The sequence below is a fragment of the Lysinibacillus sp. NPDC086135 genome (assembly GCF_044746345.1).
Classification (GTDB): Bacteria; Bacillota; Bacilli; order Bacillales_A; family Planococcaceae; genus Lysinibacillus.
Genome location: NZ_JBIVCA010000004.1, coordinates 42808 through 61376 on the forward strand (window position 1 = coordinate 42808; position 18569 = coordinate 61376).

Below are 18569 nucleotides of genomic sequence, written 5' to 3' on the forward strand. Positions count from 1 at the left end.
ACACCCGATGGTAAATAACCATGTAATGACGAATGTGAAATCAGATGCTATGTTTACATCTGCTAGCTACTCCCCTTTGACATAATTGTCAAAAGCTATTCAATTCTTTATACATGAATTATAGCATGCTGATCATCAATTGCAAATCAATATGTGAAGATATGTTAATTTTTTTGTGGTAAAAATAATTATTTCGACAATATCGCAGCATATTGCCATATGTTGAACTTCGTACCGACTGGGTGACTCCTTGGGGAATAGCAAGATAAATTGAATGTGAAAATGAATAAATAAAGTCTTATTTATATTTAATCCAAAATAAAATATCCTCTTAAATAGTTATGTACATTTAAGGGGATATTTTTAGATTACTCATTAAATGTTCCCGTAAATGTTTTACGGCCAGAATTTACTTGGTTAACGTCTATTTCTAATTTACTAATAGAACTTGGCGTTAATGGGATCTTTCCGTCTTTCTCTATCTTTTTCCATACTTTCACATTTTTTCGGTATAGATGTTCAGAAAGGCGATAAATATCAATATCTTTCGTTAATGCTTCTTTATACGTTGTTCGAATTTCTTTCTTCACTTCTTTTATAATCTTTTTTCTTATTTCATCTTCTGAAATATTCGTTTTGAAACCATTTAAAATTGCATTTATTTTTACATGGACATCAAATGTTACTTGATCATTTTTAACAAGTGGTTCAATATTTACTTTTATTTTTTCCAATGTTGCTGTCAAATAATCTGTTTCGTTATCATCTAACTTAAAGGTTATTTCACCTCGGTGCGTTCTATTATGCATCCATTGCATGCCTCTTGCAGCATCATTCTTTATAAAGCCTTTAAACCCACTTTTAGAAAGTACCCCGACCCCTGTTAAGGCAGTTTCCTGACCTTGTTGCTCTGCAGTTTCCCAGTTATTACTGATCGTTACATAAGGGATACCAATTTCGTGATTTGGTTCATTTAAGCCAATAACTAAATTTCGGAAATTAACGGGCTCGACGAATATTTCTTTATCAGCTGTATCTAAAGGAGTACTAAGCTTTGATGATATAAGAGATTTATTCAAAATCGGCGTTAGAAGAAGGATGTCTTTTATAGAATCTTGTGTACAATAGGTCCATATTTGATACCTTGTTTCCCTATACCGCAACACAGTGTCTATAATGGAGAGGGCATTTTTATTTTTCATCGCTTCCTCGGAGAAAATTATAAATGTCATATGCCCCCAAAACACTTTTTGGTCGACGGATTGAAATAATTTATAAAGTGCTTCTTCCATTGTTTTTCCCTTAGATTGTCCAACTTCTGCCTGTACTGTTTGAGGATTAGGATATTCGAATTTTGCAACATTGGTGAAGTTAATTAATTGCATGTATATTACATACTGACCATCTTTATAATCAATACCAAGTCCATCTACATAATACATTCTTTGAGCTTCATTAACATCCCAACATCCTGAGAGAAGGAGTGAAGTAGCTAAGCTTGACAGTAAAATAACTTTTTTCTTCATTGTTTCTTCCTGCTTTTAGATGTACGTGTGTTATCTTGGGGTGCAAGTGCTTTATTACGCTCGGTGTAGCCTTTTGGTGATAAGCGGAAGATCGATTTTTTAATAGTTGTCCAATTTAAATCTGTTGCAAGATTCATGTAAGAATAACCGTAAATTCGGATGTTACATAAGTAAAGAAGTGTAAAGTAAAGTGAGATGAAAAAGCCAAATAAACCAAAGAAAGCACTGGCAAGAATGAACGCAATACGCAATATACTGATGGTTGTGACAAGAGATTGGTTCACAAGAGTAAATGATGCAATTGTAGAGATCGCAATAACGACAATCATTTCTGGACTTGTCACACCAGCGCGAATGGCTGCATCACCAATAATTAAACCTCCAACTACACTTATCGTACCACCAATAACAGAAGGCAGACGTAAGCCCGCTTCTCGAAACAATTCAAACATAAGTAGCATGATTAGCATTTCGAGAGAGGAAGGGAGAGGTAAACCTGTTTTTGATTGGACGACTGTTGCTAAAAGCTGGAATGGTAGCTGATTTTGATGATAGGTCGTCAAAGAGAGCCAAAATGCAGGCAATAGCAAACCGATTAAAATGCCAACGATCCTCAAAAGTCGTTCTATAGAACTGAAAACGATTGGATATTCATTATCCTCAGCGGATTTTAATAATAAAAATAAATTAACAGGTGTGATGATGCCATATGCTACACCATCGACGAAAATAAGAAAGCGTCCTCTAATTAGAGCCTGAATAGCATAATCGGGTCGTCCTGTGTAATCGAATTTTGGGAAAAGTTTGGAGTTTTTATTAACCCGCTCCATTAATATATCCCCACTAAAGACAATATCTGTATCTACAGCTGTCAGTTGCTTTTTAATTCCGTGTAAAATATCCATATCGACAATATCATCAAAATAAAGAATAGCCACGCTTGTTTTTGAACGTTTGCCTAACTCCATTTTTTCTACACAAAAAGAATTCGTAGGTAAACGTTTTCGTAATAGTGCAATGTTGACCCGGATGTCTTCAATAAAGTTATCCCTTGGTCCCTTAACGAGAACTTCCATCCTCGTTTCTTCAGGATTTCGATTAGGCTTTTTAGCAATATTACTAGCGTATAAAAGTTCTTCCTCTTCAAAATAAAGCAGTAGGAAACCAGTATATACAAAGGTAATGGCTTCTTCTTTATCTTTGATTTTTTGAAGAGTCGGGATGTGAAGTTGCTGTGTAATATTATCTTCAAAGGTTGTATCAGCTAAATTGTCATAAAGATACTGAACACGCCGAATAATGACTTCATTGAGCATTTGCTGGTCTATCATTGCATCACAGGTAATGAATTGAACCTTTTTTTGATTAAATGTATATTCCTGAAATTGAATATCTGCTGATTTTTGAAATAGTTTTTTTAAGGTGTTTAGATCTATCACCTTCTCCTGCTGAGACATTATGATTCACCACTTTCCATCTCTTGTTTTTCAGATTTCTTTTTTGGGGAAGACTTACCTGAAAAGAACGCTACTAGTACGAAAAAAATTGACAGAAGAAAAAAGAAAATAAAAGTCACTGTTAATATATAGTTCCCTTTCACCTTCAAAAATATGTTTTCATTTAAAATAATTAGCGGTAGACACAGTAGAAAGAAGGGTGGAGCTAGCATTCTCCATATTTGCTTCGGGGCCCCAGTCATTTTCAATAAATCCGCTATAACATATAAGAGGAAGCTAACTCGTATAAATGTACCAGTAAGCCATTGGTATATTGAGAAAAAGTCAAGATGCTCAATATAGCGACCAATTGATACTAGTCCCCATTCCTCGTAGGCAGGATATCTTTGCTTTGCGGCTTCGGTAGGACCAAATTCTGCAATTGCTCCAAGGAGTGGACCTAAAGTAAGCCCCATTAAAATGAAAAGTATGATGCCTAAATGATACCAACGAAGACGTTCTTTAAATTGGTGCTGCAAAAATAACAGTATGATTAATTCAATAAATCCTGATGCCGGGTAAACCATCCCTTTAATAACGGGGTGGAATCCATGCTCAAAAAATGGACGTAATAACTCATATTCTTTTACCTGTATATTTGTAAATGCTACAAAAAAACCAAAGACTACTACACCAAATAATACAAAGACATTTAACATAACAATGGTTTGTAAGCTAGTTGTAACGAGTAAAATACAAAGAATCGTATAAATGAGTAATAATATAATGACCGGTGTTTCAGGTAAAAACGTTGTGTTTACCCATTGCAATGTTTCAACCATCGTAAAAGCAGCTAAAATGAGTAAATAAATAACGATAATATAGATGACAATTGTAGAGCCTATTTTCCCGATTTTCCCATCTAACCAGTCTCTAATAGGTTCTTGATTCGTCTTTTTTTGAATATAAACTAAAAGAAATAGCCAGAAGAATATAATAACAGTAGCCATTAATACAGATGCCCAACCATCTCTCCCTACAACGTCGAGTAGTGGGGGAATAATTGTCACGTGATTTTTTAAGCCAATAACAGTCATAGATAAGAAGACAACATGTAAAATACTAATCGATCCTACACCTTTCATATAAAAACCCTCTAACGTTAATTGATACATTTTAGCTTAGACAAAAAGTGAGGGGATTATAAGTATGACAAACTACTCTGAAAAGAGAATTTTAACTTCTTGCAGCAGTTGGTAGCGAAAGCAAAGAATCAGCTACAGAAGTCCCCAACCTTTATAGGTGGTGAAGTGAAAGCGGTTTTAAGTCACTTTTCAGTGGGTGTCCAAACATCTGTACCTGTCGCTACGCTTTCGGTACAAAAAACATCCGCTGAAAGAAGTTAAAGCCGATTCCGGACGCAATTATGCCGAGGCATAATTGCTATAGTTCATGAAAAAATTTTTTATAGAAAAAAACGAGGTAATTGACGATTCAAATACCTCGTTTTTTAGAATTATATTTTAAAGGGCAGTAAGTCTCCCCACAATAAGAAGTGAGGTGGGAGACTTACAGCCCGTAAAAGCCCGATTGGTGAAAATTAATAATCCGTGGGTATAGAAACCCCCACGGATTAAAATTTCACTTTATTGCAAATGATTAATGAAGATAATTAGAGCTTACAAGATCCTTTTTAAGGACATCTGTTGGGATTTCAAATTCTACTACGCCCATATAGCCTGGTGCCACTTCATATTTATCAAAGGAAATCACAAGTTTCCCTTTATCAGAAATATAAAATTGCTGGTCTGCTTTAATAGCTGTAAAGTTGTCCGTAACCTCTTCATGCCCTGCACCTTTTACCCAGTATACTTTATCTGAGTCGGAAGCGGCTTGTTTGCGCATCTGTTCGATAATGTTATCGCTGATCGTTTTAATATAACGATCGTCTTTAAATAGCATTGGCAGTGTAATTAAAATTTCATTTTGTTTATCAATCGTATCGTAGTGCATCGTTGTAGAAGATGATGCTACTGTATTGACAGTGTAACGACCAATCGACAAGATTTGGTCATTATCTGTTTTTACGTCGTAGCCACTATCTACGCCTAAAAAGCCGCCACCGTTAGCCTTTAAATCACCAACTTCGGCAATAAAGTCATTATAAAGAGCTTTACCTTCTGAACGGTATTTCTCATTTAAAGCATTAGCAAGATCTTTATTTTCTAAGTTTTCAATAGAAGGTATTTTAATGTCCGCATCGTATGTCTCTTCTTTTACTTCATATTCAGTCCAAGTTAAGACTTTTACGACACTACCAACAACAGGAATATCTGAAAGTGTTCGTGCCATTGCAGGACTGACATTTAAACCAGCTGTAAAAAGCATTGCAGCTGCCGCAGATCCAAGTAACCATTGTGGTGCTCTTTTTTTTCTGTTCTTTTTACCTTGTTTTAATGCGTTTTCAACCACAAAATCAAGCTCCTTTGGAATAGATACCTCATTATATTGTTTTTCTAATTCTTTTAATTTTTCATCCATGTGCTGTTTCTCCCTTCACATCTTCCAACTGTATTTTCAATAGTTTTAGCGCTTTATAAAGACGTGATTTAGCAGTACTCAGCTTAATGTTAAGAATATTTGCAACATCAGCGAGTTTTAAATCTTCAAAATAATGTAAAATAACAACTTCACGGTACATTATAGGTAAGTCTTCTAACGCATGTTCTAAATCAACGTTTTCGTAGACATCCTCTTGTGCAGGTGTTAAATATTGCAATGTATCATCATCTGTTACTTGTAAGCGTTTATGCTTACGTAAAAAATCTATAGATGTACGTACGACGATTTTGTAAAACCAGCTTTTCATATACTCGACATTTTCTAGTCGATCTAGAGAAAGCATTGCTTTTTGAATACTGTCTTGTACGACATCAAGTGCGTCCTGTTCATTTTTCGTATAGCTATACGCGAGCAAATAAAAACGCTCTTTCTGTTCACGAATTAACTGGACAAACACCTCTTCATGTTGAAATGCATTTCTTGTTTTCATGTCCAAAGAAGCTCCTTTATAACATTTTCAAATTGTATACAACTACTAGACGTGTGAAAGGGGAAAAAAGTTGATAGTATAAAAAAATTATCTTATTTTTTTAACATTAAAGGAAAATAATTAGTAATTTATCTAGCATTAATTATCCGTAAAACCCAATAGTGAAGACTAACAATCAGTGGGAATGAAGAAAACCTCCGCAGATTAAAGTTTCACTTTACCGTTCATTTTAATTTGGCGAAAAATCATAGCAAATTATAAACCTTTTGCTATTGCTTAGAAAGGGGAAAAATGAGTTGGGTGTAATTGGAAGTATCGTTGAGAGTCTTTATTTGAAGCAGGAAGTAGATCTTCTGAAATCCTTGAAAAAACTGTTGGATAATGTTGGGGTTTCTAGGAGAGTGCCAAATCTATACAGGGGGTAATACGAGTAGAAAACAACAAATCGTTTTGACAGTATATTAATCTAGTGTTATTATTTACCTAATATTAAGTAAATAAAGGTGAAATGATGAATAAAAGTTTGGATAATAATTATACATTGTTGAATTTTTCCAAAGCCGATAAAGTGATCTTGTGGCTTGGTTTCCCACTTCTCGGTTTAGTGCTTGGTTGGTTTCTTCCGAGTATTGCTAAATGGGCTATTACTTTACCATGGATACCCTTTCAAGGGCCTTTAAATCTAATTGCATCTTATAATGGCGCATGGGTAGGTTTTATCACAATGGCTCTTGGATTGTTTGCGGGAATTATGGTGACATTATTTTCTTTTCATGAAAGCTTAGAAATGACTATTTACGATGAGAAAGTTATGTTAAAACTTAGAGATGATGAAACTTTCTTAAAAAAGGAAGATATTTCACTTGTATTTATAGATGGAAAGCAAATAGTATTATTAGGTAACGATGAGAAAGAGCTGTTTCGATATAAACAAGAGCTTAATAGAAATACAGTTGGTGCTGCATTTTTAAAACATCGTTATGTATGGAGTGATACAGCACCTTTTATAGAAGATTATAAAAAATGGGTGCTGGATTGTCCTGATCTATCACCTGCTGCAAATGCTCTATTAAAAGCAAGAAAAGTAGCGATTGAAGATGGGAATGATGAAGAAGTATTTCAGTTAGCTAAAGAGCTTTGGAAGCTAAGAGTATCTGTAAAAGAAAAAAATAAAAGTCAATATTATCGATAAACGACAAAGAAAAGTGAAGAGTAAATGGCCTATTCAAAAATTGAGAATTGACCATTGTAAAACAATATATATACAAAACGAATAAAGCGGTGCAATTCATATAATTGCACCGCTTTATTTCGTTGTGCGCCCGGCATGCGCAACAACTTGGTGGTGAAAGTCCACTACAGGCTTGGCAGTAGGAACTGTTAGCGAAAGACAAGGGTGTCCATGGTGACGTGGAATCTGAAGGAAGTCGGACGCAAAATCTCGAACTGACGAACAGAAATCAGATATAAGGCTGAATTGGGACGGACGAGTTTGCAGCACAAAACAAAGTCCAATATTGCCCGAATCCCATACAGTAAATCTGGCAGTTACATGAGAGGAAAGTGGTTGCGCTTACCCGGGGAGGTCTCTTGAGGGTTATTGGATTAACAATCGGATTAGTGATAATCGGATGAATCAAGAGAAGTCAGCAGAGGTCATAGTAGCTTTCTAACAAAAGTAAAGGACCGAACAATCTTAAATCTTGAAGGAACAAGGAGGTGAAGACATCCCATCAAAGCACAGAAAACATCGAGGTAAAGACCAAAAGATGGCTACTTATAGAGGGATAAGCTGGAAGCGAAAGAGTATATAAGAGCGTGTAGGGATGTAATCATGGAAATGAAGAAACAAGATGGTATCAATTTAATCGATAGAATCGTTACCAACGGCAACTTATGGAGAGCTTTTAAAAAGGTAAAAGAAAATGGAGGAGCTCCGGGTGTGGACGGAATAACAGTTCACGAACTAAAATCTCATCTGCGGAAATATTTTGAGCCACTCAAAAAGAAACTAAAGGATGGCACATACCAACCGCAACCAGTGAAAAGGGTAGCTATTCCAAAATCGGATGGCGGGGTGAGATATTTAGGGATCCCTTGCGTGCTCGACCGTGTAGTCCAACAAGCTATTCTACAAGTAATTGACCCAATCATTGATCCGCATTTTTCTAAGAATAGTTTCGGTTTCCGAAAAGGAAGAAACGCACATCAGGCAATCGAACTCGCCGAACAATACTATCAAGAAGGATATCGAACAGTGGTGGACTGTGATTTAAAAAGCTATTTTGACACAATCCATCACCAACGACTAAGAGCGTATCTAGAAGAATTCATTACAGATAAGATTGTCCTCAAACTTATTTGGAAATTCTTACGTTCAGGTATTCTTGATAAAGATATTTACATTGAAACAACGGAGGGCGCTCCGCAAGGTGGCCCACTGTCTCCTATTCTAGCAAACGTTTATTTAAATAAACTAGATAGAGAACTGGAAAAACGAGGACATCGTTTTATTCGATACGCAGATGACTTTGTGATTTACGTGAAAACGCCAAGAGCGGGAGAACGCGTCATGACAAGTGTGAAAAAATATATCGAAGAAGATTTAGGTCTAACGATTAACGAAAAGAAAAGTAAAGTATGTGGTGCAACAAGCGCTACATTTCTAGGTTTTAACATACAAAACTTAATGGGAAAGTTGGATGCCGACCGAGTAAAGCTGCTAAACAACGATTCAAAGATAAATTAAGAAAATTAACGAGTCGTAAAATGGCAGGTACGTTTGAAGGGATTGTGAAAAGAATCAATCAAACGACGGTTGGATGGATTAATTACTATGGAATTGCCAATATGAAAGCCTTCATAAAAGAAATACAGGGTTGGTTAAATCATCGATTGCGTCAACTCATTTTGAAGCGATGGAAGAAACCAAAAACGAGGTATGCGAAATTACGTCAATATGGGATTGACCATGATGATGCGATGAAAATAGCACATTCAAGAAAAGGGTATTGGCGACTATCGAGAAACGAGATTATTAATCGAGCGATAACAAATGAAAAGCTCACAAAGTGGGGGCTGAAAGACATAACCCAACTTTATGAGCTCAGATACTTAAGAGGTTGAACCGCCGTATACGGGACCGTATGTACGGTGGTGTGAGAGGTCGACTAGCCAAATAATGGCTAGTCTCCTACTCGATTTTAAAGATATAAAGAATGTAAGCCCGAAATATAAAAAATATGCGCGCCTTTCCGGACCGCACTACGAATGTCCATCTATCTGAAATTTTTTTCGAATAGATGGCTATTTTGCACATGTGGCTTGGATATTTTTCGACCAAGGCATGTATTTATTTAAAATTTGGGGTTGCTGATGGATCGGTAAATTCGGCAGCTCCATCATTAGTTTAACTAAATATTGATAGAAATCGATACCATTCGCTTTTGCTATTTCAGCCAGACTCAAGCAGTGCATTCGCTTTAGCACCAGCTTCACTCATAGAAAAACGCCAGTTCTTTCGGCTAATCACATTAGGACGAATCGGATTTTCAGCTGGATTATTATCAATTCCAATCCGACCATCGAACAGAGAAACTTTTAACCCATGTACACGATTTAATGTGTTTTCGGAAACTTTTTCCAAGGTATTTTTTCCGAAGAAAGGCGATTTATCTACCCATTCCTGAAACTTTTCGACAATCGGTTTTGATTGCTTTTGCTGTGCTTTACGACGCTTTCCTGGTGAGAGATGCTTATATTGCCGTTCTAAGCGATGCAGTTGATCACAGTAATCCAAGCCGATTTTCCCATTTTTGCTATCGGCTTTCAGCCAATAATGTCGTATATGCGCCCAACAATTAGCGAATGAAATATTAGATAGCTTACCGTATGCTTATAAAATGCTATTTTTATCGCAATTATTGTCGAAATAATGTCGAAGATTGTAAAAAATAAATACAGTATTATAAATATCACTACTCATGATGATCTTATCTGTGTATAGTTGCATAAGATAAAATGAATAATATTCTACGATAGATGAAGGGGATTACTTTTAAATGGGAAAGAAAATTGCATGGGTTACAGATACAGCAGCATTGTTAGATGAAAAGTTCATACAGGACAATCAAATTCACGTATTACCACTTAATATAGTGTTCGAAGAAGGGGCTTTACGCGAAACTGTTGATATGACACATGATCAGTTTTACGAAAAGCTACGAAATGCTAAAAAAAATCCAAAGACATCACAACCTACTATTGGTGAAGTTGTAGACTTATATAAATCATTAAAAGAACAAGGGTATACATGTGCAATTGCAATTCATACCTCTCAACATCTTTCGGGCACTTATCAAAGCACTTTCACAGCAGCTGGTCAAGCTGAATTTGAAGTATATCCAGTGGATTCAAAAATCGGGTCATTTCCGATGATGAAAATGATTAAACTCGGTCAGCAGTTAGAGCGTGAAGGTTTTGAACCTGGCTATATTGTTGAAAGAATCAATGAGATGGCAGATAACAGTGAGCTTTCATTTATTCCGGCTAACTTATCACAATTACATAAAAGTGGTCGAGTTTCAGGGACTCAAGCATTTTTAAGTAACTTGTTGAATATTAAAGTTGTCATATCATTTGAAGATGGGAAGCCCGTTATGAAAGAAAAAGTACGCGCTACGACTAGAGCTAAAACATATGTACAAAATGTTTTAAATACAGATCTAGAAAAAAGTATTATCCCTGAAGTTGCAATTATTCACTGTAATGATGAAGAAGGCGCAACCGCTTGGAAAAAAGCTTTAGAGAACGAATATCCGCACATAAACTTCTCCGTATTACCACTAAGTGCTTGTGTAGCGGTTCATGCAGGTGAAGGAACGCTTGGTTTAAGTTGGGTACGTCTAACAGAGTTTGCACCACTTAAGAAAAAGAAAGCTGAATTAGTTACTATATAAACATAATTGTAATCTAAATTATTGTAGGTACATGAAGTTGCGAAATTCCTATAAACCAACTATTATACAGTCAGAGAGCATTTTAGCTTAAGTAAACTGGCAGATGTAACGTTATTTTTTGAATGATAACAGTGTTTTCATTCAGGTATGGGGGACTGGCTGTTAAATTTTGTTTGAATACGGATATTGTTATTATAGGTAATTTAGTCTTCGACGATTTGAATCATATGCGCATTTGTCGTGCGGTAGATTCCGTCGAGATAGAACGTTTCAATTGGGGAATTATCAGTGGGCGTGCCTTTGCGGGACATGCTTATGGTAATTCCTTTTTCTTTGACTGATTTTTGATACGCATATGATGTGTACACAGAACCTTGATCGCTATGCAAGATGCAGCCTTGCGGTAAATCAGGTAATTGATATAAAGTATCCAAAACGAATGACGTATCTTGTGTAGAATCAATTGTTTGCGCTACACTTTCTCCGATATAGCGTAAGCCCAAAATATAAAAAAAGCGCACCTTTTCGGTACACACGACGAATGGCCATCTATCCTAATTTTTTTCGGATAGATGGCTAGTTTGTACATGTGGCTTGGATTTTTTCGACCAAGGCATGTAATTATTTAAAATTTCTGGCTGCTGGTGAATCGGTAAATTTGGCAATTCTGTCATTAACGTCACTAGGTATTGATAGAAATCGATGCCGTTTGCTTTTGCCGTTTCAGCCAAACTTAAACAGATGGCATTCGCTTTAGCGCCTGCTTCACTAACAGAGAAAAGCCAGTTCTTACGACCAATCACATTTGGACGAATCGCATTTTTAACCGGATTATTATCGATTTCAATCCTACCGTCGAACAGAAAAGCTTTTAATCCATGTACACGATTTAATGTGTATTCCGCAACTTTGGCTAAGGCATTTTTTCCGAAGAAAGGTGATTCATCCACCCATTTTAAGAATTGCTCTACAATCGGCTTTGAATGTTTTTGCCGTGATTTTCGGCGTTTACCTGGTGAAAGATGCTTGAATTGACGTTCTAGGTGATACAGTTGATCACAGTAATCCACGCCAATTTGCCCGTTTTTGCTATCGGCTTTCAGCCAATAACGTCGCACATGCGCCCAACAGTTGGCGAACGTGACATCAGGTAGATTACTGTATGCATTCCGTTTTTTCTTATGTAGTTTATGGTTAACAGTGTAAGTAATCGTCGCTGTGCTTTGTTCTTCTGTGTGCTCAGATTCGTTAAAAGACGGATCGTCATCGAATAAAGAACCTTGTCCGTCTGGTGCTTGATACTTTGATTTTTCCGATTTTGAACCGTATAAAGCCTTGGTTAATTGGCGAACTTGTTCAGTCTATGCTTCGATTTGACTGAGCTAATTGTTGCTCAAGCATTCGAATTAATCGTTCATTTTGATTTTCTCGCTTAGGAACGTTCGTCAAATCATTCACCACATTTCCGTTCAGTATAGTTGTGGATTATTATACCATCTTAATAGGTGGGTTTATAAGACACCTTTTGCAGATTTCATAATCGCTTTTGGTTGCTGAAGCGATAAACCTTCTAAAAGCAGCGAAGTTCCTTTTGTGAAAGGTTACGTACTTCCTTTTCATCTTTTGGCCATTGCAGTTTGCCATTATCTAATCGTTTATAAAGTATGGCGAAGCCATCTCTAACGGTCTTTACTCGTTCCAGAAAATAAGAAGATGGAATCACTAGATGGATCAAGTTTAAAAGAATCCTGAATGAGTGCTGCGAGACCGTCAATACCTTTACGCATATCGGTCTGACCGCAAATAATGTAGATGTTCTGCACGCTCGTAAAATCTTGCTTCATTGATTATTCAACTCCTTCAGGATCGTTTGGATGATGCGCTCATCTACGCCATTAAAGAAGGAAATTTCAGCACTAGTTGTTTTAATGATGCAGCTCGGCTCAGGAGAGTTTGGTAGTGGACATAAAGAAGCACCTCCTCTAATTGATACATTTATCGTACCGGAGATGCCTGGTTATTTATATGCGTTATTTGATTACGGGCTTACTAAAGAATCATGAAAAATAGTCATATGTATTTTTTAAAAGTAATAGAATTGTCACAACGATAAATAAATTACGTACATATCCACTTCCACGTTTAATGGCAAATTTAGAACCAACAATAGCGCCAGCAATTTGCGCAAGTCCCATTGGTAAACCATAGGCATAATTTATTTGCCCTAAGTATATAAACATAAGAAGGGCGGCGATATTACTTCCGAAATTCAAAAACTTTGCATTGCCTGCTGATTTTAAAAAGTCAAAGCCAACTATTAAAAAGGCAAACAGTAGAAACGAGCCTGTTCCTGGCCCTAAAAAGCCATCATAGAAGCCGATTAAGGTAATGATCACTACGAAAAATGTGTAACGTTTAGGCGTCAATTTTTTATAGGTAGAAACGCTACCCCAGTCTTTTTTGAAAATAGTATAAATAGCCACAGCTGCGAGCATCACAAGCATTAGCGGCTTTAGAACGCTTGGGTCCATAAGATGGACAATCCAAGCACCAATCATGGAACCTATAAAAACGAATGGGAACAATTTATAAACGGCTTTAATATCCAATTTTCCAGAGCGATAAAATGTTATGGTGCTCGTTAATGACCCCATAGTGCCCGCTAATTTATTGGTAGCCACGGCTGCAGATGGTGGAAGACCAACAAACATAAGTGCGGGTAATGAAATAAGTCCGCCGCCCCCTACAACAGAATCAATAAATGCTGCTAGAAAGCCAAAAAAGATAAGAATGAGTAAAATGTTTACATCTAAATCGAAAGGCACGGTAGTCATCTCTTTTCTATAATAATAATTTGATAGTAGCGAAATGAAACGGGACTGTAAATAGCTTAAATTGTATTTCTCTATTAATTTTGACAATTAGATATTTTTAAATATTTTAAAATTCGACAAAAAACAAAAATATTCTACTTTGTGTGTATTTTTTAATGTAATATGTAGGTGATGATGTTTTTTGCGTAAAGGGGACGTGATAGCATTTGAGTTTAGGGAATCATATAAGAGTATTTATTTGTGTTGTGTTTATGGGGCTACTTGTCGGATATGTATATAATGCCAAAAAAGATATAACTGATAATGAATATATCGATATAGTAAAAGAAGGATATTTGAGGAATTTTTCAGATGTATCTGTTCGTAATGCATTTAATTACGCATTTTTTGAACCGTATTGGCGGTATTACCAAGCAAAAACAGGTGAGCATGTTGTCGAATTATCAGGTGATATTACATTTGAAGGTGAGAAAGGGCATGCCATTTTACAATTCATAGTGGATGAACAAACAAAGAAATTTACTGCTTATGCAATGAAATTTAATGATGTCGTATTGAGTCCCGTACAAACCCGGTTGCTTATTGGTATGGTTTATGAAACATGGCATTCAAAGCGGTTAGCCTATGAGTAAGGTCTTTTGCTTTGTAAAAAGATTTTCCTATATTACAGTAGAGGGGAGTGTTTAGACAGAGAGGGTGTTTTTAATGAGATTAAGTATTTTAGATCAAATGCCTATTCCAAAAGATCATACTGCTGAGGAAGCCTTTCAGCGTACAGAACAAATAGCGCTTTTAGGTGAAGAGCTTGGCTATCATCGTATGTGGTTAGCAGAGCACCATAATAGTCATTCACTGGCAAGTTCAGCTCCCGAAGTTACAGCTGCTTTCTTAGCAGCAAAAACAAAACGTCTTCGAATCGGTACTGGAGGCGTTATGATGATGCACTATTCACCATATAAGTTGGCCGAGGTTTTTAAAACATTAAGTGGCTTGGCGCCAAATCGTATTGATTTCGGCGTCGGCAGAGCCCCTGGTGGTGATCACGCCTCTATTTATGCACTAGCAGAGGGACGGAGACAACGATTTACAGAGCAATACGATAAGCTCGAAATAATATTAAAACTGATGAATAATCAAAAAACAGGGGAAGATGTCTATGATCAAGTAATTGCGGCACCAGTGAATATCCAATTACCTGAAGCTTGGTTACTTGGATCAAGTGGTCAAAGCGCTATGCAGGCAGGTCGATTAGGTGTAGGTTATTCATATGCACAATTTTTCACTGGCAATATGTCAAAGGATATATTTGATACGTATAGAGATTACTTTATACCTTCCTATTATATGGAGAAGCCACAAATTATCGTTACTTATGCTGCGACAGTTGCAGATACGTTAGAGGAAGCGGAATATTTGGCGAAACCGATTGATATTACACGTCTCCATCTCATGAAGGGACAAATCATTCAAGCGATGTCACCCGAGGAAGCAAAGGATTATCCACTTACGGAGTTGGATAAAATGACAATTGCCAATAATCGAAAAGCCAATCTGGTCGGAACACCGAAAGAAGTCGCTGAATTTTTAGTAGCAGAGCAAGAGCTTTATGGATTTGACGAAGTGATGCTAAACTGCAATCAATATGCACTAGAAAGTCGCATGAATACTTTCAAATTAATTGCAAAGGAATTAATAGGAACCACATAGGATTAGTGGCGGGAGTACTTATGTAAAACCTATTAATCAACAAGGATAGCTTTGATTATGCTAGCGAAAAAATCTATGAATCTTGAAAAAATGCAGTACAACAAATTATCAAGAAAAATAGAGTTGAATTCTTGTGGTGGTAGAAATATAAAAAATAACAAAAAAGAAGCGATGTTCAGTACGGGAACATCGCTTTTTTGATATAAACTTATGGATGCTCTTGATGACATTTTAAATCGATGGTTGTTATTACTTGGTATGATCGATGGTCGCAATAAGAAAGTATATGTAGCGATATATAGGAGGCGTTAGCTTATGAAAGATGAAATTTTACGTGCAGCATTTGATATATGGGAAGAAACTAGTTAATCCCGAAACAATTTTTGCTTACCAGTCACGGTTAAAGTATATGAAGAAGCCCGCTCCCGCTACATTGATGGAATCAAAAAGGGAAGAGCACACGGATATGAACAAGGTCGTAAACAGGAGCGAATACAGTGAAAAAATTTACTTAACGGCATGAGCCATTTGAAGAACTAATGAATTTATTAGGCTTATCGAGAGAAGAGATTGAAAGGATAAAAAGTCTGAATTCATCTCAGAAATAAGTATTAAAACCTTTAAAAGAGAATTAGCAAGTTTGAATGCTCCTATCGATCGAATGGTGAAAAAGTAAATTGATCTCACATACTAAAGTAGTAATCTTCTATTTATCACTTTTTCGCAAGAAGCTGCCTGCCTCGGACATTTATTAGTGTATTATTCTTAAGGTAAAAGTAATATAAATCTTATAAAAAATGTCCAATGCATACATTTGCATTGGACATTTTTTATCTTAAACTCTAGCAGAGCCACTAACAAATTTTGTATCTTTATAATACATATTTTGAACAAGAACGCCTAAGCATTTTACTGCTGGACAGTGACAGTTTAGTGATTTCGCTAAATCTGTTGCCATCCATTTATCGAAAATCACTGGTAACTCGTCGTTCACAATATTGCCTAGCGCAGGTGTGTCGCCAAAGTCTGTTACAATGACATCACCTGTAAAGATATTGACATTTAAGCGAGAGCGCGGATTTCTTAGACATCAACGGTTCTCCAATGGTTGCAAAAGATATAACAGATTCGTTCGGTATAACGTTCAATTATTACGACTACACAGATGAAATTTCGTCATTTATCTATGAGAGCTTCGAAAAGTACCTTATTTCGCTTGATAGACTGTTAGAAATAGATAATGCCTATGAGATAGATACAGATGATTTAAAGAGCTATAAAGGGCGTTACTTCAAAGATGAATATTTGATTAAAAAGTCAATTAATTCCATTTGTGTAATTGAGGTATATAAATTATCCTATTATTCACTTGAAAAGCTAAGAAGTAAAAAACCACTAGGAATAGAAACTATGGAAAGAATGTTGAATATTGCTGAAACAGATATGGAGGGATTTGTAAACTACCTTTGTCAAAAGCACCCTGAAAAAATGATAAATAATATTGAAGCAGTTGAGACAATTATTAACTCTACGAAAGGCGATAGGTGGTAAGCAAAAACTAAGGCAAAGGATAATGAAAATTTATTCAAAGATAGAATTACTTGTAGTTGTGGAGAGCCAATGCTAAGAAGAAAAAATATAAGAACCACTTATTACAAATGTAAAAAAATGATATACAGAAAAGGTAAAGGCGAATGTATCACGAAGAACATTAAAGAAAAAGATATTGTCAACGAAATATTTGAGAAGACAGGGTTTAAAATAAAAAACAAAGAGGAAGCAGAAAAGCTTATAGAGAGTATTGTAATAATAGATGAAAAAGGAGCATATAAAATTAATTATAGATTCTAGAAAAAGAACCAAATAAGTATGAACTAAACTCTTTAAAATCTCCCTTATCTATGAGAAAATCATAGAGTAGAAAGGGAGATTTTTTTAATGAACACTTTACAGAAACCCTATGATGAATGGGAAAGCTATCATGATATTGATAAGTATGGAAAACTAACTTTATCTAATATTGAATTTACAACAACCAATCTTTGTAATATGCGTTGCGCTCATTGTGCAGTTGGTTACGCATTGCAAACTAAAGAAGATGAAGCTATTCCTACCATAGAATTAATAAAACATTTAGATACTGTAGAAACACTTAGAGTAATGAGTTTCACAGGTGGAGAACCACTTTTAACCAAACGTGGCATAAGGGAGAATCTACTTCCACTTCTGAAATATGCTAAGAGCAGAGGGATAAAAACGCAAATTAACTCAAACTTAACTTTACCTATGTCACATTATGAAATGGTTGCGCCTTATCTTGATGTAATGCACATTTCGCATAATTGGTGTGACGAAAAAGAATTTGTTGAAACAGGTTTCTCTATGATGTCTCAAAAACCACCTGTTAACAAAAGGGCAGAGTTATATAGAAACATTTTTGATAATGCTAGAGAACTGTCAAAAGGTGGCATGTTTGTTTCAGCAGAAACAATGTTAAATCGCAATACAGTTCCTCATATGGAAAAAATTCATAGTGAAGTAGCAAATGAAATGTTGTGTAAGCGTCATGAAATTCACCCTATGTATGCAAGTGATTTTGCAAGTGATTTAGAGACAATAAGCCTTGATGAATATAGAGAGGTAGTAAACAATATTTTAGGTTTTAGAAATGAGAATATTTGGATACTGTTTGGCACGTTGCCATTCTATGCTTGTAGTTCTGACCAACGTGATTTAGCGTTATTAGATAAGATTAATAATACATCTAATACAACAATAAGAAATGATGTAGATGGTCGCTCACGAATGAACTTAAATATTTTCACAGGTGATATTTCTGTATCAGATTTCTCAGATGATGGTTCAGCATTAGGCAACATAAAAACAGAGTCATTAAAAGATATTTATAAAAGATGGTTAAACACTAATATATCTAATAGTATTAATTGTCACTGTCCTGCTGTTAAATGCTTAGGCGCAAATATAATTGTAAAAAATATGTATTATTCTGATAAAGTGTTTAAAAGTGGCTCAGTAATATAAACAAAAAAATCTCC

General features: G+C 35.7%; 18 protein-coding genes and 6 pseudogenes. 11 read left to right on the top strand and 13 right to left on the bottom strand.

All coding sequences use genetic code 11. The features are described from left to right. Positions 1-368: 368 nt before the first annotated feature. From ACIPKN_RS07095 to ACIPKN_RS07115, 5 genes are all read right to left on the bottom strand, one after another. Positions 369-1526: a Ger(x)C family spore germination protein gene (locus tag ACIPKN_RS07095; RefSeq protein ID WP_400934582.1), complete on the bottom strand. Its 1158-nt coding sequence runs from the start codon at positions 1524-1526 to the stop codon at positions 369-371. Beyond that, a complete protein-coding gene (locus ACIPKN_RS07100) occupies positions 1523-2983 on the bottom strand; it encodes a spore germination protein (protein WP_400934584.1) in 1461 nt (486 codons plus the stop codon). The genes ACIPKN_RS07095 and ACIPKN_RS07100 overlap by 4 nt, the downstream gene beginning before the upstream one ends. Next, the gene (locus tag ACIPKN_RS07105; RefSeq protein WP_400934586.1) at positions 2983-4107 is read right to left on the bottom strand and encodes an endospore germination permease; all 1125 of its coding nucleotides are present in this window, start codon (positions 4105-4107) and stop codon (positions 2983-2985) included. Before ACIPKN_RS07105 ends, ACIPKN_RS07100 begins: the two co-directional genes overlap by 1 nt. Positions 4108-4621: 514 nt before the next feature. Further along, positions 4622-5503, bottom strand: coding sequence for an anti-sigma-V factor RsiV (gene rsiV / locus ACIPKN_RS07110; protein WP_400934588.1), 882 nt, complete (start codon positions 5501-5503; stop codon positions 4622-4624). Then, positions 5496-6014: an RNA polymerase sigma factor SigV gene (locus ACIPKN_RS07115; protein ID WP_400934590.1), complete on the bottom strand. Its 519-nt coding sequence runs from the start codon at positions 6012-6014 to the stop codon at positions 5496-5498. Before ACIPKN_RS07115 ends, rsiV begins: the two co-directional genes overlap by 8 nt. Before the next feature lie 508 nt (positions 6015-6522). Here ACIPKN_RS07115 and ACIPKN_RS07120 point away from each other — a divergent pair. The 3 genes from ACIPKN_RS07120 (at position 6523) to ACIPKN_RS07130 (ending at position 9140) form a co-directional block, all read left to right on the top strand. Then, positions 6523-7206, top strand: coding sequence for a YqeB family protein (locus tag ACIPKN_RS07120; RefSeq protein ID WP_400934591.1), 684 nt, complete (start codon positions 6523-6525; stop codon positions 7204-7206). A gap of 648 nt (positions 7207-7854) precedes the next feature. Next, positions 7855-8763, top strand: a complete 909-nt coding sequence (ltrA, locus tag ACIPKN_RS07125; protein ID WP_400934592.1) for a group II intron reverse transcriptase/maturase — start codon at positions 7855-7857, stop codon at positions 8761-8763. 20 nt (positions 8764-8783) lie between these two features. Continuing rightward, positions 8784-9140: a group II intron maturase-specific domain-containing protein gene (locus tag ACIPKN_RS07130; protein ID WP_400934594.1), complete on the top strand. Its 357-nt coding sequence runs from the start codon at positions 8784-8786 to the stop codon at positions 9138-9140. Positions 9141-9320: 180 nt separating this feature from the next. Here the strand turns inward: ACIPKN_RS07130 and ACIPKN_RS07135 are convergent. Continuing rightward, positions 9321-9909, bottom strand: a pseudogene (locus ACIPKN_RS07135) (IS66 family transposase); the annotation flags it as partial. A gap of 166 nt (positions 9910-10075) precedes the next feature. Between ACIPKN_RS07135 and ACIPKN_RS07140 the strand changes: the two are divergent. Continuing rightward, complete coding sequence (locus tag ACIPKN_RS07140) at positions 10076-10972, top strand: DegV family protein (protein WP_400934595.1); 897 nt, start codon at positions 10076-10078, stop codon at positions 10970-10972. 206 nt (positions 10973-11178) lie between these two features. Here the strand turns inward: ACIPKN_RS07140 and ACIPKN_RS07145 are convergent. The 5 genes and pseudogenes from ACIPKN_RS07145 to tnpB (ACIPKN_RS07165) all read right to left on the bottom strand — a co-directional run. After that, positions 11179-11463: pseudogene (locus ACIPKN_RS07145) on the bottom strand (DDE-type integrase/transposase/recombinase); the annotation flags it as partial. A gap of 85 nt (positions 11464-11548) precedes the next feature. After that, positions 11549-12141: pseudogene (locus ACIPKN_RS07150) on the bottom strand (IS66 family transposase); the annotation flags it as partial. A 57-nt stretch (positions 12142-12198) separates the two neighbouring features. Then, positions 12199-12273, bottom strand: a pseudogene (locus ACIPKN_RS07155) (hypothetical protein); the annotation flags it as partial. 269 nt (positions 12274-12542) lie between these two features. Next, on the bottom strand, positions 12543-12695 hold the full coding sequence (tnpB, locus tag ACIPKN_RS07160) for an IS66 family insertion sequence element accessory protein TnpB (protein ID WP_400935047.1): 153 nt from the start codon (positions 12693-12695) through the stop codon (positions 12543-12545). Next, positions 12652-12816 carry an IS66 family insertion sequence element accessory protein TnpB gene (gene tnpB, locus ACIPKN_RS07165; protein ID WP_400934597.1) on the bottom strand — a complete coding sequence of 55 codons (165 nt, stop codon included), beginning with the start codon at positions 12814-12816 and terminating at the stop codon, positions 12652-12654. Before tnpB (ACIPKN_RS07165) ends, tnpB (ACIPKN_RS07160) begins: the two co-directional genes overlap by 44 nt. Positions 12817-12846: 30 nt before the next feature. On the opposite strand from tnpB (ACIPKN_RS07165), the gene ACIPKN_RS07170 reads away from it, so the two are divergent. Beyond that, positions 12847-13035 (top strand): hypothetical protein, encoded by a 189-nt coding sequence (locus ACIPKN_RS07170; RefSeq protein WP_400934598.1) that lies wholly within the window; start codon positions 12847-12849, stop codon positions 13033-13035. Here the strand turns inward: ACIPKN_RS07170 and ACIPKN_RS07175 are convergent. After that, the gene (locus ACIPKN_RS07175; protein ID WP_142506995.1) at positions 13030-13797 is read right to left on the bottom strand and encodes a TSUP family transporter; all 768 of its coding nucleotides are present in this window, start codon (positions 13795-13797) and stop codon (positions 13030-13032) included. The two genes, ACIPKN_RS07170 and ACIPKN_RS07175, sit on opposite strands and share 6 nt — an antisense overlap. Before the next feature lie 215 nt (positions 13798-14012). Here ACIPKN_RS07175 and ACIPKN_RS07180 point away from each other — a divergent pair, with 215 nt between their 5' ends. From ACIPKN_RS07180 to ACIPKN_RS07190, 3 genes are all read left to right on the top strand, one after another. Next, positions 14013-14438 (top strand): hypothetical protein, encoded by a 426-nt coding sequence (locus ACIPKN_RS07180; RefSeq protein ID WP_400934599.1) that lies wholly within the window; start codon positions 14013-14015, stop codon positions 14436-14438. A gap of 73 nt (positions 14439-14511) precedes the next feature. Next, positions 14512-15513 (top strand): LLM class flavin-dependent oxidoreductase, encoded by a 1002-nt coding sequence (locus tag ACIPKN_RS07185; RefSeq protein WP_400934601.1) that lies wholly within the window; start codon positions 14512-14514, stop codon positions 15511-15513. Between the two features lie 57 nt (positions 15514-15570). Continuing rightward, on the top strand, positions 15571-15714 hold the full coding sequence (locus tag ACIPKN_RS07190; RefSeq protein WP_400934603.1) for a hypothetical protein: 144 nt from the start codon (positions 15571-15573) through the stop codon (positions 15712-15714). A gap of 634 nt (positions 15715-16348) precedes the next feature. Here the strand turns inward: ACIPKN_RS07190 and ACIPKN_RS07195 are convergent. Beyond that, positions 16349-16588: pseudogene (locus tag ACIPKN_RS07195) on the bottom strand (radical SAM/CxCxxxxC motif protein YfkAB); the annotation flags it as partial. Positions 16589-16617: 29 nt separating this feature from the next. Between ACIPKN_RS07195 and ACIPKN_RS07200 the strand changes: the two are divergent. From ACIPKN_RS07200 to yfkAB, 3 genes and pseudogenes are all read left to right on the top strand, one after another. Further along, a complete protein-coding gene (locus ACIPKN_RS07200) occupies positions 16618-17064 on the top strand; it encodes a hypothetical protein (RefSeq protein ID WP_400934605.1) in 447 nt (148 codons plus the stop codon). A 42-nt stretch (positions 17065-17106) separates the two neighbouring features. Beyond that, positions 17107-17364 (top strand): annotated as a pseudogene (locus ACIPKN_RS07205) (recombinase zinc ribbon domain-containing protein); the annotation flags it as partial. Positions 17365-17451: 87 nt separating this feature from the next. After that, positions 17452-18555 carry a radical SAM/CxCxxxxC motif protein YfkAB gene (yfkAB, locus tag ACIPKN_RS07210; protein ID WP_400934607.1) on the top strand — a complete coding sequence of 368 codons (1104 nt, stop codon included), beginning with the start codon at positions 17452-17454 and terminating at the stop codon, positions 18553-18555. Positions 18556-18569: the final 14 nt, after the last annotated feature.